Here is a 15355-nt window from a genome sequence, read left to right as displayed (position 1 = left end):
AATCAACGCAACAACACTCAAAATAGCTGCCGTACCATAGAATATCCATTTACCGGCAGGTATATGAATTTTAAGATCGTGCATTCCGTGATGGATACGGTGCAATCCACACCATAGTGGCAGGCTGATCATCAGCAGCAAAAAGATACGACCAATAAAGCTCTGGCAGAATGTCAGGATGCGTTCATAAGAAAGTGCGTCTGGTGCCAGACCGAGTGGCAGCAAAATACCCAGCAGCAAAATAATTGCAGGGCCAACAATGGCGCTCCACATCCCACCGGCACCAAACAGACCCCAGAAAATCGGTTCGTCGGAACGCTTAGGTACTTGATTCATCAGATCCTCCTTTAGGGGTTAGAAAAATAGTGCGACAGAGAGAATCACGGCAGTAGCAATAATTGTGACTGCCCACAGCAACTTGATAATTGGCCCCGGTGCCATTTTCTCATTTTTGACGATGATATTAAGAGCCTTCGGAGCCAGTTCAAACCACGTTTTCGTATGCAATAAAGCCGCCAGTAGTGTGATGATATTAATCAGCAACACAGCGGGATTCTGCAAGAAAGAGACAAATCCCGCCCAGCTTTCAGGGCCGCTTTTCAGGGCAAACAGACCGTAAAGTACCAGCAGGCTGAACCAGACGGTGGGGACGGATGTTCCTTCGCGCAGTATATAAAAGCGATAAAAACCGAGCTTATGCCACCAATTAGATTTCATACCGCGCACATAAGGTTTACGTTTTGTCGTCATTACTCTCTCCTCCCTTATTGTGGTTTCAGCATAGAGATAAGGAAATCTTTGGCGCTTTCTGCCTTGCTCTGCTGAATGGCACCCGCCGGATCAACATGTTTCGGGCAAACTTCAGAGCAGTACCCCACAAAAGTACAAGACCAGACTCCGTTATCACTATTGATTTGTGGCATACGCTCTTTCTTGCCATTATCGCGGTTATCAAGGTTGTAGCGATGTGCCAGTGTGATCGCGGCAGGCCCGATAAACTCAGGATTCAGACCAAATTGCGGGCAGGCGGCGTAGCACAGCCCACAGTTGATACAGCCCGAAAACTGATGGTATTTTGCCATTTGGGCAGGTGTCTGCACGTTAGGGCCATCGGCAGGTTTGCGGTCATTGCCGATAATATAGGGTTTGATAGCTTCCAGACTCTCAATAAAGTGCGTCATGTCCACAACCAAATCCCGCTCAATCGGGAAATTACCCAGCGCTTCAACTTTCATTCCTTGGGCATAATCCCGCAGGAAGATTTTACACGCTAATTTGGGCACACGGTTCACCATCATGCCGCAAGAACCACAGATCGCCATACGGCAAGACCAGCGGTAGGAGAGATCCGGCGCGAGATTATCCTTAATGTAGCCCAACGCATCCAGCAGTGAGGTCTGCTCATCATAAGGCACGTCATACGTGACGAAATGAGGTTCACTGTCAATTTCCGGGTTATAGCGCATGATCTCCATTTTCAGATTTTTCATCTCAGCCATTCTCCTGCTCCTTCTGTTTTTTCTCTTGTGCTGTCGCTTCACCACCGTATACCCGCTTCGCTGGTTGAGATTTGGTGATCTTCACATCACTGTATTCCAGACGAGGAGCGCCTTCAGGGTTATAAAAAGCCAGTGTATGCTTCAGGAAATTTTCATCGTCACGTTCGGTACAGCCTTCATCAAGTCGCTGGTGGGCACCGCGTGACTCTTTGCGGTTGATTGCAGAATGCGCCATACACTCAGCCACATCCAAACCGAATCCTAATTCAATGGTATAGAGAAGATCGGTATTGAATACGCTGGAACGGTCACTAATTTCGATATGCTTGAATCGCTCTTTCAGTTCAGCAATTTTGTCGATGGTTTTCTGCATCAATTCTGGAGTACGGTAAATACCGCAGCCTTCTTCCATTGACGTTCCCATCTCATCGCGGATTTTCGCCCAATTCTCACCGCCTTTCTGATTCAGCAGCTTGTTGAGCTTATCTTCGATATCACGAGCCTGAGCATTTAATATGCTGTCATTGGCTGGTTTAGTTTCCGGAATCTGTTTGGCTGCTTCTTCTCCAGCCAGACGGCCAAAAACAACCAGTTCAGCCAGAGAATTAGAGCCGAGGCGATTTGCACCATGCAGGCCAACAGAAGAACACTCCCCGATAGCGAACAGCCCCCTGATTCGGGTTTCACCTCGCTGATTAGTCTCGATCCCGCCCATCGTGTAATGCGCAGTCGGGCGGACGGGGATGGGTTCTTTGACCGGATCAACACCCACATAGGCTTTTGCCAGTTCACAAATAAACGGCAGACGTTCGAGCAGTTTTTTCTCACCCAAATGGCGTAAATCCAAATACACCACATCACCGCGTGGCGATGCGATGGTGCGACCCGCCCGCCATTCATGCCAGAATGCCTGGGAAACTTTATCGCGTGGTCCCAATTCCATATATTTGTTTTCAGGATGTCCGAGAGGTGTTTCTGGCCCCAATCCATAATCCTGTAAATAACGATAGCCATCTTTGTTCACCAGAATCCCGCCCTCACCCCGGCAACCTTCTGTCATCAAAATGCCGGAACCGGGAAGACCGGTTGGATGATATTGCACAAATTCCATATCGCGTAAGGGGACGCCGTGGCGGAACGCCATTCCCATGCCGTCTCCGGTAACAATCCCGCCATTGGTATTGTAACGGTATACGCGTCCTGCTCCTCCCGTTGCCATAATGACTGCATTGGCGCGAACTTGAACTTTTGTTCCTTCCATCATATTCAGAGCAACCAAACCACGAACTTGACCTTCATCTACCAGAATATCGAGGACAAAATACTCATCAAAGCGCTGAATCTGAGGATATTTCAGGGAGGTCTGGAACAACGTATGAAGCATATGAAAGCCGGTTTTATCGGCGGCAAACCATGTGCGTTCAATTTTCATCCCCCCGAAACGCCGGACATTCACGGAACCATCTTCCTTGCGGCTCCAAGGACAGCCCCATTGCTCCAGTTGGATCATTTCTGTCGGGCAATGTTTGACGAAATACTCCACCACATCTTGCTCACACAGCCAGTCACCGCCGGATACCGTGTCATTGAAGTGAAAATCATAAGAGTCATGTGATTGAGTGACTGCGGCCGATCCCCCTTCTGCGGCCACGGTATGGCTACGCATAGGGTAAACTTTTGAGATCAAGGCGATTTTGAGCTGAGGATTGGCTTCAGCGGCAGCGATTGCTGCCCGCAGTCCTGCGCCACCGGCTCCGATAATCGCAAGGTCGACATTGACGGTTTGCACTGTGCTTCTCCATTGTTCCAGTAAAAAAATTTTCTTGCCGAACCAAATGTTGAAGGTAATTTTCTATGCCTTAACGATTTAGGGGCAATATCTATTACTTTTTGTCAGGTTTTAAGTATAACGAATTCTCAAGAAGGGAAACTTGATATAAATGCATGTTTTGCAGGATTTCACCGATAGAGTGTGATTTGAATCTCATTTTACCCTCTCGAATACTGCTTCATATTGAATACTAATTCATAACATGAAAATAACTTTATCGGTTTTATTGATATATGAATGGCAATAAATAAATTATGCATGACCTATTCTTAATATGACGCTCACTCAGTTTTATGACGTAAAAATTATTATATCAAATATTAGTCTTGGTGATGCAATAAATAATTCCGGTTCATTTATAATGAATAACCTAAATACTTTTAGTCTATATTTTTATGAGGAGATGATTTTTATTTTTGAATTAAAATCACTAAAAGTATTAGATTAATATTTAAATGATATTTGATTTACCTTTGGTGCCTTATGGTTTACATGTGAAATAAAAACCAAGAAAAACTATTTTTATTAATTAAATCAACCAAGTAAATATGTAAGTTAATGTTTATATTTATTTTACATAAATACAACAAACTCTATGATTAAATTTCATGACTCTGATGTTTTATTAAAAAAAAATTATGGCACTGAAATAATAAATTGCTAAAAACTTTTATTTATCATGTATCTGTATTAACCCTTTCAATTTACTAATGTGCTGTATCATAAATATCTACTTCCGGTTTAATAAACTATCTGATAAATACTAATTTCCTCTCATTCTATAATCAGAACTCATTTCATATTTGGGTCGAATATTAAACAGAAAATTAACATTTGGAAGTAATAAAAATGAAAAATACAAATGAATTGATCCCATTAAAGATCATTGCCTCTGGGACTGCTTTACCTGAACACAAGGTGTATTCATCCGATTTAGATTTGAAATTTAATAAACCGAATGGTTTTGTACAAAAACGTTCAGGAATTGAATATCGCTACCATTCTGATTATGAAGCGTCTCAGGCTAAATTGGCCGTAGCCGCATTACATGATACCTTGCGAACACATCAAATCCCGCCGGATTCCATTGATCTCCTGATTTCAGCCTCTGCAATCCCTATTCAGGCTTTACCTTATTCCGCCGCACATATTTTAAAAGAGAGTCAGTTAAAGGCTGGAACCGCCTGCTTTGATATTAATTCAAGCTGTGTCAGTTTTATCTCGGCCTTGCATGTTGCAAGTGGATTATTGGCGGCTAATCAGTATCGGCGTATCGCCATTGTTTCTGCGGAAATGGCTTCTCGTGGCATTGATTGGTCGCATCAAGAATCCTCCCTTATTTTTGGTGATGGCGCGGCTTGTGTGATCGTTGAAAAGGGGAATGGACAGAGCGGAATTGTGACTTACAAACATGAAACTTATCCAGAAGGCCTTGAGTTATGTGAGATCCGGGCAGGGGGAACCCGCAAGAACCTTCGTACAGGTATGGAAGACAGTGACTTTCTGTTCCAGATGCAGGGTAAGCCGTTATTTAAACTGACTGCATCATTAATTGAAGATTTTACCAAACGCGTACTTGCCAGTGCTCATTTGACCATGTCTGAAATTGATACCGTCATACCCCATCAAGCCAGTCATTTAGGGTTGGAACATATCCGCAAACGACTGAATATCAGTGATGAGAGATTTGTGAATATCTACCGTTATCGTGGTAATCAGGTCGCCGCTTCAATTCCAAGTGCTCTGCATGAAGCGATTATGACAGATCGTTATTATGACCGTGAATACGTGATGTTGCTTGGTACAGCGGCAGGACTTTCATTGAGTGAGATGATTTTGAAACCATGAAAATTCTTGTAACTGGGGCAACAAGTGGCTTAGGACGTAATGCTGTTGATTACCTGTTATCGCGTGGGGAGACAGTTGTAGCCACCGGGCGCGATCAACGGGCAGGAGAGGTATTGACTCAATTGGGTACGGAATTCCGTTGTGCTGAGCTGGCAACGTTAACGGTGGATAAGGCAATTGAACTGATGTCAGATTGTGATGCAGTCTGGCATTGTGCTGCTAAATCTTCCCCTTGGGGTGATCCTGATGAATTTGAATGCATCAATCTGACAGCGACTTATATGCTGGCACAAGCAGCGGGAATATGCGGTATTCAGCGATTTATTCATATCTCTACCCCTGCCGTATATTTTAATTTTTCACACCAACATAATATTACTGAAAATCAGCGTAGTCAGTGTTTTGCAAATGATTACGCACGAACGAAATTCTTGGCGGAGGAGTGCATACTCCAGCTTATTCAGCGTTACCCTGAGACAACGTATATTATCCTGCGTCCCCGTGGTCTGTTTGGCCCGCATGACCGAGTGTTGTTGCCACGTTTGATGACACAAGTTAAAGCGAGTAAGGGAACAATGGTTTTACCTGCGGGCGGGAAGAATGAGTTGGATCTCACCTATGTCATGAATGTCATTCACGCCATGTCCTTAGCGACCCATCGTGAAGGGTTACAAAGTGGATCGATATATAACATCACCAACCAGCAGCCTCAGCCGTTGGCGAAGATATTAGGGCAGTTATTTGACGAGATGCAGTTTGGATATCGGATCAAAGCATTGCCTTATCCACTTTTATACGGGTTTGCGGCTATGTTGGAGGGTATTGCGATGATTACTCAAAAAGAGCCGTTATTGACTCGTTATAGTATTGGGGCAGCCTATTACTCCATGACACTGGATAACTCAAAGGCACGGGAAGAACTGGGATATTCACCGGTTTATACCATAGAAGAAGGTATTCATTTAACCGCCAATTGGTTAAAGAAACTAGACGAATCGGTTGGTTCACATGGTTAAGATGCGTGTATTTGAAGCGGGATACTGCACCCATCCTGGCTGCATGGCACTGAAAGGTGCCAGCTTTCGCGTATGTAAATTTCCGGCCCGGGCATGGTTGCTGGAATGCAACGACAAGCGCTGGTTGCTTGATACCGGATATGCCAGCCATTTTTACGATCATACCCGCAGTGGGGTTATTCGGTTATACCGCACTGTCACGCCGGTCTATTTTGACACTAAAGACTCATTGGTCATGCAACTGAAAGAGGAAGGCATCCGGTCGCATGATATTGATGGCATCATCATTTCCCATTTTCATGGTGATCATATTGCCGGACTGCGGGATTTTCCGCAGGCCAAATTTATTTGTTCGGGTGAGGGCTGGCAGCAAACGCGCAATTTGCGTGGTATTGCCGCATTGAAACGGGCATTTGTCCGGGGATTAATACCGGAGGATTTCGAATCCAGAGTCAGTTTTTATGAAGGATTTGAAGCCTGTTCTTTGCCAGAAGAGCTAGCGGTATTGGGAAAAGGTTATGCCGTGCCAGAGAGCCAGAAACAGATGTTTATTGTGCCGTTGCCCGGTCATGCGGCGGGGCATCTTGGCCTTTGTGTATTAACTGAACAAGGATGGGTGTTGTTGGCGGGAGATGCTGCATGGTCTCCGAGTAATTATCGTGAATTGCGCGGGCCGGCAAAGTTGGCAAATCTCATTATGGATGACAGCCGAGCTTATTACGAAACATTGAATAAACTGCATCAACTTGACCAAAAGCAAATTCCCATCCAGCTATGTCATGAGGGTGATTTGTAATGATACTTAAAACACTTTGGTATTACTGGCGCGCGAAGAAACTGTGGAAATTTTCTGACCGAGAGCAACTTGAACAGCACCAATCAAGAGAGTTAGCGGCATTTCGGCGCAACATACTGTCGAAAAGCCCTTATTTTTCTCCCTATGGTGATTCGCCATTGGCGGAATATCCACTGATGAACAAAGCCATCATGATGGAAAATTTCGACCGAATGAATACTGCGGGGCTTAAGCGTGATGAACTCTTGGAATGCGCACGGCTGAGTGAACAGTCACGAGATTTCAAGCCGATGGTGGGTAAATTCAGCGTTGGGATGTCGTCCGGCACGTCAGGACAACGTGGTATTTTCGTCATCAGTCCTAAAGAGCGGAGCATTTGGTCAGGGATAATGCTTGCTAAGATGCTGCCAAACGGCTTATTTCATGGTGAGCGGGCCGCATTATTTTTGCGGGCGGGAAACAATCTCTACGACAGCGTCCAGAATCGTTGGATATCTTTCCGTTTTTTTGATCTATTCGCCGATTTTAATCAGCAGGTACAAGCGCTGGTGGAATACCAGCCGACAATCATTGTTGCGCCCGCGCAGATATTGCGGGCATTGGCATTGAAAATCCAACAGGGTGAAGTGTCATTATCACCTGCTAAAGTGATTTCAGTGGCTGAAGTGCTGGAGCCACAAGATCGCCAGTTATTGGAGAGTGTATTCAGGGATGTGGGGGAAATCTATCAGGCAACGGAAGGTTTCTTAGCGTGTACTTGCTCGCATGGGACGCTGCATCTTAATGAAGAATTTCTCCATATTGAGCCAAAATGGATCGATAAATCACGTTTTAGTCCGATCATTACGGATTTTACGCGAGAATCTCAGCCAATTGTACGCTATCAGCTTGATGATATCCTGATCGTGAAAGAAACCCCGTGTGCTTGTGGTAATCCGGCATTAGCGATAGAACGTATCGAAGGGCGCAGCGATGACCAGTTGATCCTGCCTGCGCATGATGGGAAGGATGTGAGTATTTTCGCAGATCCTTGCTCACGGATCATCGCCAATACCTTGCCGTTGACGAGCGATTATCGGCTGACGCAAACGGACTTGCGGCTATATCTGGAAGGGGATTGTGATATTGCGATCCTGCAAAAATGCCAGTCAGCACTGACGGATTATTTTGCCAGGCAGGGCGTTGATATTGCTAAAATTGAGTGGCAGTGCGTTTCGCAGACGATCTTGCCGGATCTGTTTAATAAACGCCGTCGGATTATCAGGAAAAAGGGATAGTCTGGGAGAGATACGTAATTAGCATAGGAGCGCATTCGTGCTGAAGGCAGGAAGAGCAGATTGCGCTTTTTTATTTTGGTATGGAGATTAAGAAGACCGAGATGAAATGAAATTAGTAGTGATAGCGACATAGTACAATAATAATTGAAGTATCTGTCACCTTATAAACTAAACGATGTTCACGATCAATCCGTCTAGACCAATATCCTGACCAATTATGTTTTAAGGGCTCTGGATCACCCAGTCCATCAAAGGGTTGTCGTTTGATGTCTCTGATAAGAATATTAATCCGTTTTAGGATCTTTTTATCGGTTTGTTGCCAATAAAGATAATCTTCCCATGCTGTTTCTGCCCAAGATAAAATCATTCTTCCAATAAGCCCTTTTCAACGATTTTACCATTTTCCACTTCTGCAATTGCTTGATTTAAACGAGCCGCATTTTTAGGACTTGCCATCAAATAGGCCGTTTCTTCATAAGCCCGAAAATCTTCCAAACTGAGTACAACCGCAGGCTTACCGTTTTGACGCGTGATCATGACAGGCTGATGATCATCATTGACTTTATCCAGAGTGCTGGCTAAATGAGCACGAAATGCTGAATAGCTCATAACATCCATAGTCATTACCTCACAATATATAAGTACTTAACATTGTACAGGCATGCTGTTAATTGCTCAAGTTTTATGCTGACAATATTATTTAGTTGTTTTACTGGGCTTGCCATTAATATTTGAAGCCGGTTCAAATTACCTTCTTTACAACCCAAATTGTTACTAGATCAACGTGACGTACCTGTAACATCCAATTCATTCAGTGCGCTATTTGATGACGGGCTGGAAGCATGGTTACAGGAATTACCACTCCAAGGAATTTGGCAACAGGCGGATTTCAAACGGATTCATAGCGAATTAAGCGCCATACGATCTTTGATCGGCATGCCGCTTATGCAGCCGGTATCCGGGAAGGTGAAGTTTTGATGATGATCCATACTGGCTCACGTGATGTAGGTTTCTACATTGGTCAGCGCTGGGCAGATAAAGCAAGGGCGCTGTGGCCTACTACAGAAAAATATCCGGCATCTGGCTTGTTTGGTTTGACGGCAGATTATACGCAGGAATATTTATTGGCGATGGGCGTAGCAGCGCGTTACGCGTGGGCAAACCGTATTGTTTTGAGTGAATTAGTGCGTGCGGCATGGAAGAAAGTCTTTGCTCAGGATAAAAGCAAGCTGGTTGTCGATCTCTCGCATAATATTATTTTTCCTGAACAGGGAATGAACCTTCACCGTAAAGGAGCAACACCCGCGCGAGTAGATGAGTTGGCGTTGATTCCTGGTTCAATGGGCGATTATTCCTATTTGGTGAAAGGAAAAGGTAATCCGGATTGGTTATGGTCTTGTTCGCATGGCGCGGGGCGTTCAGTTCGGCGTCAGGAAATGCGTGGTAAATTGCCGAATCTCCAGAAAAACAGTCGGTTGCCGTGGCAGTGCATTACATTGAAAAGTGAGCGTTTGCGGGAAGAGGCGCCTGAAGCTTATAAACCGATTACACCTGTGATTGAGATTCAGGAGCAAATGGGACTGATTCAGACTATAGCAAGGGTCAGGCCGTGGATGACTTTTAAGGCCTGATATTTTATCGGGCTTATTATTAACAAAGTGCGGTTGTCAGAGCCGCACCCTGTTATTGCTCATATATTACTCATAGTTGTATATAAACAATATTGAAAACTATTTCGCTGCATCCAGCGCTTGAGCAAGATCGGCAATAATGTCATCGCTATGTTCGATTCCGATAGACAGGCGAATTAAATCGCTGAATACACCTGCTTTTGCCATTTCTTCATCATTTAACTGACTGTGAGTTGTTGATGCAGGGTGGCAAGCCAATGATTTAGCATCACCAATATTCACCAGACGAACTATCAGTTGCAGGGCATCGATAAAACGTATTCCTGCCTCTTCTCCTCCCTTGATACCGAAAGAGAGGATAGCAGCAGGCTTCCCGCCCATATAGCGTACAGCTAACTCATATTCTGGATGTGTCGCTAGTCCTGCATATTTAACCCATGAAACTTGTGGGTGTTGGTCTAAGTACTGCGCAATTTTCAAAGCATTCTCTGTATGGCGTTCCATGCGCAGGGCCAATGTTTCAAGACCCTGTAGAATTAAGAAGGCATTGAAAGGAGATAACGCTGCACCCGTGCTCCGCAGTGGCCCAACGCGGCAACGTGCGATAAAGGCAGCAGCACCAAAATGTTCGTTATAATTTATCCCGTGGTACGAAGGATCTGGCGTGCTCAGAATTGCAAAGCGATCTTGATGTTCCGCCCAAGGGAATTTACCTGAATCAACGATCATTCCACCAATGGATGTACCGTGGCCACCAATATATTTGGTCAGGGAATGAATGATCACATCTGCGCCATGTTCAAATGGACGGCATAAATAAGGGGTTGCGACAGTGTTATCGACAATAAGGGGAACACCGTGACGATGGGCAACGTCGGCCATTGCCTGGATATCAATGATATGCCCGCCGGGGTTAGTGATGGATTCGCAAAATATCGCCTTGGTTTTCCCGTCAATCATGGCTTCAATGGCAGCCAGATCGTTGTGATCAACAAAACGGGTTTCAATCCCGATGCTCGGGAACGTGTGTGCCATCAGGTTATACGTTCCACCATATAATTTTGCAACGGCGACAATGTTATCCCCTACAGTGGCAATGGTCTGAATTGCGTAGGTCACTGCTGCCATGCCAGAAGCAACCGCAAGCGCACCAATACCTCCTTCCAAAGCAGCGACGCGTTTCTCCAGTACATCATTGGTCGGATTCATGATGCGGGAGTAAATATTGCCTGCCACGTTTAAGGCAAACAGATCAGCACCATGCTGGGAATCATCGAAGGCGTAAGATGTGGTCTGATAAATCGGGACGGCAACTGATTTGGTCGTGGGATCAGGTGAATAACCTGCATGGATGGATAGGGTTTCTAATTTCATTGTCATTTCCTTTAGCTAAATCGTTAAGTGAAAAACTGTTTATGTTCGAGACTGACAATCCAAAAGAGTGGTGTATGCGTTTTTATTGATGTGATGATTCAGATTCCTTTGCTGAATTGCTGAGGGACGCCTATTAAAACAAAAATTATGACTAATTTACAAAATGGCAATATGACTGAGATATATCAAAAATAAATATCAATAGATATCAATTTGATATCGACTTTAAAAAAGTATGTGTTTGGTTTTTTTTATACAATATATCTATAAGTGATGGTTATGTAACAGTATTAATAATCCAATATGACTCACACTTGTTGCATTTTTTCTAATTGTCTTACAGATGCTATCTATACTTTAAACGTTCAATGACATAAAAGGTAATTATTGATGATGATGAAAAAAGCGTTTCTTGCAACTTTAGTCGTATCCGGTTTGATATATGGCTCATTTTCTTATGCTGATTCACAGACTGTCGCAGTGGGTTTTGTACAAAGTAAGGTGCAGGATTTTAAACATATTCGCGGGGTAAATCTTCACTATCGTTATGAATGGGATTCACCTGTCAGTATTATAGGTTCCTTTACTTATATGAAGGGCAGTGAAAGCGATAGTGAAAATAATAAGTACAACTCTTGGAAAAGAAATATTGATATGAAATATTATTCATTAATGGCAGGTCCTGCTTACCGCATTAATGATTATGTCAGTATATATGGGTTGTTGGGATTTTCCCATTCAAAAGTTGATGGTTCATTAAACGCAACCTATCAGGGACATAATGGGACAGCAACTTTTCGTTCTGAAAAGGCGAATGGAAAATCAACCAATCTTGCTTATGGTGCCGGAATAGAGGTTAATCCAATTCAAAACCTCAGCCTTTATGCTGGTTATGAAGGATCATATGCGAAATATGGAGACAGTAAAAATCATGGTATTAATGGGTTTAATATCGGCGTAGGCTATCGTTTTTAAAACAAATTCCTGAACTATATGAGATTGTTTTACTTAGATATATTGTATATTAACTAAAATTTCATGCTCATAGAGACAAGGCGCATTCAATATTGAATGCGCCTTTATTTTCTATTGTCACAATTTTATTTTACAACGAATATTAAACTATATTATACCCTTCTGGATATTTTCTTCATTACCCGGACAGTCTCATCATCTCTTTAAATAACGCATAATATACCTGCACTGACTGGATATTTTCTGCATGTATCGGCTATTCGGATCGCTATATTCCACGTAATTATAAATCCCTAATGACTAATTTATTAATGACCCGTTAATTAATTACGCAATGAATTAATTAAATAATACATCGCGTATTCGTCGGCCATTAATCCCAGATAATGACGGTGGGTATAGATAATGGTGGATATATGACAAAAGGGGATCGCTCATGAAGGGTTTAAACAATAAAGTCGCTATTGTCACTGGCGGAGCGACAAAAATTGGTGCGACCGTTGCCAGAATATTGAGTGAATATGGTATTAAAGTCGCGATTTTCGATATTGATCAGGAAGGCGGGAGAAAAGCCGCCAGTTACCAACCGGAATCCATTCATTTCTGGCCTGTCGATATTACTGACGACAAACAACTCTCTCAGGGAATACATGAGGTCATTGCCTATTATGACCGTTTGGATTACCTCATCAATCTCGCGGCAACTTATCTGGATGACGGTGCCGATTCCAGCCGTGAAGCGTGGCTGGCAGCTTTAAATGTCAATGTGATCAGTGCCGTCAAAGCCGCGCAGTTTGCCCGGCCTTACCTCAGAGCTGCGGGAGGCGGCGCCATTGTTAACTTTACCAGCATCTCATCTTCTGTTGCTCAAACGGGCCGTTGGCTCTATCCCGCCTCAAAAGCCACCTTACTGCAAATTACCCGCAGCATGGCGATGGATTACGCGGTAGATCGCATTCGCGTTAATTCCGTTTCACCGGGATGGACTTGGTCACGGGTCATGGATGAGCTGACTCAGGGCAATCGCCAGAAAACTAATGAAGTCGCCGCAGATTATCACTTGTTGGGTCGGGTGGGCGATCCCGAAGAAATCGCTCAGGTGGTGGCCTTCCTTCTGTCTGATTTAGCCAGTTTTGTGACAGGAGCCGATTATGCCGTTGATGGGGGCTATTCAGCTATGGGGCCTGAACAGGCGAAACCTGCCATTCCGCGTCTGGCGGAATAGTGTCCGCGAAGTGTTCCGGCTCCGATATTCCGAAATAAAAGAGGAAAACATTATGCGTCGTATTGCTATCGTAGGAGGTGGTCAAGCCGGACTGCCTCTGGCCCTTGGTCTGCTGGACAAGGGCTATCAGGTGACTGTTGTTACCAATCGCACCCCTGACGATGTTTGCAATGGAAGAGTCATGTCGAGTCAGTGCATGTTCGATTCCTCTTTGCAATTTGAGCGCGATTTAGGATTAAATCGGTGGGAAACACAATGTCCGCCTGTTGAAGGCATTGGTTTTACCGTACCCCATCCTGACATTCCCAGCGAAAAGGCGATTGCGTGGAGTGCCCGGCTCGACAGATACGCACAAGCAGTCGATCAACGAATTAAGATGCCATTCTGGATGGAGGAATTTGCTTCCCGTGGCGGTAATCTGGTTATTGATGATGTGGGTATTATCGAGCTGGAGCGGCTGGCTGCCAGTCATGAATTGGTTATTCTGGCGGGAGGAAAGGGCGAAATTGTAAAATTGCTGGAGCGTGATGCTTCACGTTCTCCTTATGATAAGCCCCAGCGCGCACTGGCATTGACCTATGTGAATGGCATGCTGCCAACGCCTGAATATTCCCGTGTTTCTTTCAATCTCATCCCCGGTGTGGGGGAATATTTCGTTTTTCCGGCCCTGACCCTGAGTGGTCCCTGCGATATCATGGTTTTTGAAGGAATACCCGGTGGGGCAATGGATGGTTGGCGAGAGGTCAGAACACCGCAGGAACATCTGGCCTATAGCAAGCAGATCCTCAAAACTTACACGCCGTGGGAAGCTGAACGGTGCGGGCAGATTGAACTCACTGATGAAAATGGCATTCTGGCAGGGAGCTTTGCGCCAGTGGTCCGCAAGCCAGTGTTGACATTACCTTCCGGCAATAAAATTTTCGGGCTGGGGGATGCGGTAGTCACGAATGACCCACTGACTGGTCAGGGTTCCAATAATGCAACCAAAGCCTGTAAAGTGTATTATGAGGCCATTCTTGCTCACGGGGACCAGCCCTTTACTGCTGAATGGATGCACAACACATTTGAAAAATTCTGGGAATATGGTCATTGCGTTGTGGACTGGACAAACAGCCTGCTGATTCCTCCTCAACCACATGTACTGAATCTATTGGGAGCAGCTCAACACCTGCCGCCGCTTGCGAACACGCTGGCCAATGCTTTCAATTATCCTCCCGTGTTGTTCCCGTGGTGGGAGGACGCCCACGCCTGTGACGCTTATATCCATTCACAGATGACCGAAGAAATCAGAGCCTGAGCGGGGAGTTGACATGATGATGAATATCCCGAACAGTCAGGTTTCGTTGCTTGATACCGAATGGGGCGCAACTGAATTTGGAGCAAGAGCGTTGCGCTCACTTCTGGGGAATTATCCGACAGGCGTTGCGATTGTTGCGACAAGGACTGCTGACGGGCGTAATGTGGGTTTGACTATCAACTCGTTTGCTTCGCTTTCACTGGAGCCGCCTCTGGTTCTCTGGAGTCTGGTTAACCACTCTCCCAATCTGGCCGTATTCCGTGACTGTGAATATTTCACGATCAGCATTCTCGGATGCGATCATCAGGAATTGGCATTGCATTTTGCTAATCCGAGGGTTGAAAACAAATTTCAGGATATTTCGGTGCAGGAAACCCCGGAAGGTATCCCCTCAATTGGCGGAGCGATAGCAACACTGGTTTGTGCCAACCACCAGCAAACCTATCTGGGCGATCACTTGCTGATGATTGGTCAAGTGAAACGTATCGCCAGTATCGAAGGCAGACCCCTTGTTTTTCATGGAGGTGCATTTACCGCACTGCATAACGTTCAGTAAACATAACGTTCAATAAATATGAAAAAAAAT

General features: G+C 44.8%; 17 protein-coding genes. 10 read left to right on the top strand and 7 right to left on the bottom strand.

Annotated elements, in window-relative coordinates:
- The 4 genes from frdD to frdA form a co-directional block, all read right to left on the bottom strand.
- On the bottom strand, positions 1–339 hold a 339-nt coding region (frdD, locus tag FE394_RS02375; protein WP_319924808.1), incomplete at its 3' end, for a fumarate reductase subunit FrdD.
- A gap of 15 nt (positions 340–354) precedes the next feature.
- Complete coding sequence (gene frdC, locus FE394_RS02370) at positions 355–750, bottom strand: fumarate reductase subunit FrdC (protein ID WP_319924796.1); 396 nt, start codon at positions 748–750, stop codon at positions 355–357.
- Positions 751–764: 14 nt separating this feature from the next.
- Positions 765–1499: a succinate dehydrogenase/fumarate reductase iron-sulfur subunit gene (locus FE394_RS02365; protein WP_319924795.1), complete on the bottom strand. Its 735-nt coding sequence runs from the start codon at positions 1497–1499 to the stop codon at positions 765–767.
- Entirely contained in the window at positions 1492–3288 is a 1797-nt protein-coding gene (gene frdA, locus FE394_RS02360) for a fumarate reductase (quinol) flavoprotein subunit (protein ID WP_319924794.1), read from the bottom strand. The genes FE394_RS02365 and frdA overlap by 8 nt, the downstream gene beginning before the upstream one ends.
- Positions 3289–4179: 891 nt before the next feature.
- Here frdA and FE394_RS02355 point away from each other — a divergent pair.
- The 4 genes from FE394_RS02355 to FE394_RS02340 are packed head-to-tail and all read left to right on the top strand — an operon-like array spanning position 4180 to position 8267.
- Positions 4180–5178 carry a 3-oxoacyl-[acyl-carrier-protein] synthase III C-terminal domain-containing protein gene (locus FE394_RS02355; protein ID WP_319924793.1) on the top strand — a complete coding sequence of 333 codons (999 nt, stop codon included), beginning with the start codon at positions 4180–4182 and terminating at the stop codon, positions 5176–5178.
- Entirely contained in the window at positions 5175–6194 is a 1020-nt protein-coding gene (locus FE394_RS02350) for an NAD-dependent epimerase/dehydratase family protein (protein WP_319924792.1), read from the top strand. Before FE394_RS02355 ends, FE394_RS02350 begins: the two co-directional genes overlap by 4 nt.
- Entirely contained in the window at positions 6187–6990 is an 804-nt protein-coding gene (locus FE394_RS02345) for an MBL fold metallo-hydrolase (protein ID WP_319924791.1), read from the top strand. The genes FE394_RS02350 and FE394_RS02345 overlap by 8 nt, the downstream gene beginning before the upstream one ends.
- Entirely contained in the window at positions 6990–8267 is a 1278-nt protein-coding gene (locus FE394_RS02340; protein ID WP_319924790.1) for a F390 synthetase-related protein, read from the top strand. The genes FE394_RS02345 and FE394_RS02340 overlap by 1 nt, the downstream gene beginning before the upstream one ends.
- A 112-nt stretch (positions 8268–8379) precedes the next feature.
- Here FE394_RS02340 and FE394_RS02335 read toward each other — a convergent pair whose 3' ends face one another.
- Both FE394_RS02335 and FE394_RS02330 read right to left on the bottom strand, forming a co-directional pair.
- On the bottom strand, positions 8380–8634 hold the full coding sequence (locus FE394_RS02335) for a Txe/YoeB family addiction module toxin (protein WP_319924789.1): 255 nt from the start codon (positions 8632–8634) through the stop codon (positions 8380–8382).
- On the bottom strand, positions 8631–8885 hold the full coding sequence (locus FE394_RS02330; RefSeq protein WP_319924788.1) for a type II toxin-antitoxin system Phd/YefM family antitoxin: 255 nt from the start codon (positions 8883–8885) through the stop codon (positions 8631–8633). The genes FE394_RS02335 and FE394_RS02330 overlap by 4 nt, the downstream gene beginning before the upstream one ends.
- Positions 8886–9035: 150 nt before the next feature.
- Between FE394_RS02330 and FE394_RS02325 the strand changes: the two genes are divergently transcribed.
- Together FE394_RS02325 and FE394_RS02320 are read left to right on the top strand one after the other, a co-directional pair.
- Entirely contained in the window at positions 9036–9245 is a 210-nt protein-coding gene (locus tag FE394_RS02325; protein WP_319924787.1) for a hypothetical protein, read from the top strand.
- Positions 9245–9898 carry an RtcB family protein gene (locus FE394_RS02320; RefSeq protein WP_319924786.1) on the top strand — a complete coding sequence of 218 codons (654 nt, stop codon included), beginning with the start codon at positions 9245–9247 and terminating at the stop codon, positions 9896–9898. The genes FE394_RS02325 and FE394_RS02320 overlap by 1 nt, the downstream gene beginning before the upstream one ends.
- Positions 9899–9997: 99 nt before the next feature.
- Here the strand turns inward: FE394_RS02320 and FE394_RS02315 are convergent, their stop codons facing one another.
- The gene (locus FE394_RS02315) at positions 9998–11272 is read right to left on the bottom strand and encodes a bifunctional O-acetylhomoserine aminocarboxypropyltransferase/cysteine synthase (protein WP_319924785.1); all 1275 of its coding nucleotides are present in this window, start codon (positions 11270–11272) and stop codon (positions 9998–10000) included.
- A 390-nt stretch (positions 11273–11662) separates the two neighbouring features.
- On the opposite strand from FE394_RS02315, the gene FE394_RS02310 reads away from it, so the two are divergent.
- The 4 genes from FE394_RS02310 (at position 11663) to FE394_RS02295 (ending at position 15325) form a co-directional block, all read left to right on the top strand.
- On the top strand, positions 11663–12247 hold the full coding sequence (locus FE394_RS02310; RefSeq protein ID WP_419836288.1) for an Ail/Lom family outer membrane beta-barrel protein: 585 nt from the start codon (positions 11663–11665) through the stop codon (positions 12245–12247).
- A gap of 436 nt (positions 12248–12683) precedes the next feature.
- Complete coding sequence (locus FE394_RS02305; protein WP_319924784.1) at positions 12684–13472, top strand: SDR family oxidoreductase; 789 nt, start codon at positions 12684–12686, stop codon at positions 13470–13472.
- Entirely contained in the window at positions 13399–14769 is a 1371-nt protein-coding gene (locus tag FE394_RS02300) for a styrene monooxygenase/indole monooxygenase family protein (protein WP_319924783.1), read from the top strand. Before FE394_RS02305 ends, FE394_RS02300 begins: the two co-directional genes overlap by 74 nt.
- 13 nt (positions 14770–14782) lie before the next feature.
- Entirely contained in the window at positions 14783–15325 is a 543-nt protein-coding gene (locus tag FE394_RS02295) for a flavin reductase family protein (RefSeq protein WP_319924782.1), read from the top strand.
- The last annotated feature ends 30 nt before the right edge of the window (positions 15326–15355 follow it).

The organism is Xenorhabdus littoralis, from assembly GCF_033949345.1.
Classification (GTDB): Bacteria; Pseudomonadota; Gammaproteobacteria; order Enterobacterales; family Enterobacteriaceae; genus Xenorhabdus; species Xenorhabdus littoralis.
Note: the sequence above shows the minus strand (reverse complement) of the source record. Positions and strands in the feature narration are given on the sequence as shown.

Excerpts from the sequence above, each read along its gene's own strand:
- FE394_RS02300 (WP_319924783.1), top strand. The coding sequence starts at position 13,399 with ATGCCGTTGATGGGGGCTATTCAGCTATGGGGCCTGAACAGGCGAAAC.
- frdC (WP_319924796.1), bottom strand. The coding sequence starts at position 750 with ATGACGACAAAACGTAAACCTTATGTGCGCGGTATGAAATCTAATTGG.
- FE394_RS02320 (WP_319924786.1), top strand. The coding sequence starts at position 9,245 with ATGATGATCCATACTGGCTCACGTGATGTAGGTTTCTACATTGGTCAG.
- FE394_RS02335 (WP_319924789.1), bottom strand. The coding sequence starts at position 8,634 with ATGATTTTATCTTGGGCAGAAACAGCATGGGAAGATTATCTTTATTGG.
- FE394_RS02295 (WP_319924782.1), top strand. The coding sequence starts at position 14,783 with ATGATGATGAATATCCCGAACAGTCAGGTTTCGTTGCTTGATACCGAA.
- FE394_RS02330 (WP_319924788.1), bottom strand. The coding sequence starts at position 8,885 with ATGGATGTTATGAGCTATTCAGCATTTCGTGCTCATTTAGCCAGCACT.
- FE394_RS02345 (WP_319924791.1), top strand. The coding sequence starts at position 6,187 with ATGGTTAAGATGCGTGTATTTGAAGCGGGATACTGCACCCATCCTGGC.
- FE394_RS02365 (WP_319924795.1), bottom strand. The coding sequence starts at position 1,499 with ATGGCTGAGATGAAAAATCTGAAAATGGAGATCATGCGCTATAACCCG.
- FE394_RS02340 (WP_319924790.1), top strand. The coding sequence starts at position 6,990 with ATGATACTTAAAACACTTTGGTATTACTGGCGCGCGAAGAAACTGTGG.
- FE394_RS02350 (WP_319924792.1), top strand. The coding sequence starts at position 5,175 with ATGAAAATTCTTGTAACTGGGGCAACAAGTGGCTTAGGACGTAATGCT.
- FE394_RS02305 (WP_319924784.1), top strand. The coding sequence starts at position 12,684 with ATGAAGGGTTTAAACAATAAAGTCGCTATTGTCACTGGCGGAGCGACA.
- FE394_RS02310 (WP_419836288.1), top strand. The coding sequence starts at position 11,663 with ATGATGATGAAAAAAGCGTTTCTTGCAACTTTAGTCGTATCCGGTTTG.
- FE394_RS02315 (WP_319924785.1), bottom strand. The coding sequence starts at position 11,272 with ATGAAATTAGAAACCCTATCCATCCATGCAGGTTATTCACCTGATCCC.
- FE394_RS02355 (WP_319924793.1), top strand. The coding sequence starts at position 4,180 with ATGAAAAATACAAATGAATTGATCCCATTAAAGATCATTGCCTCTGGG.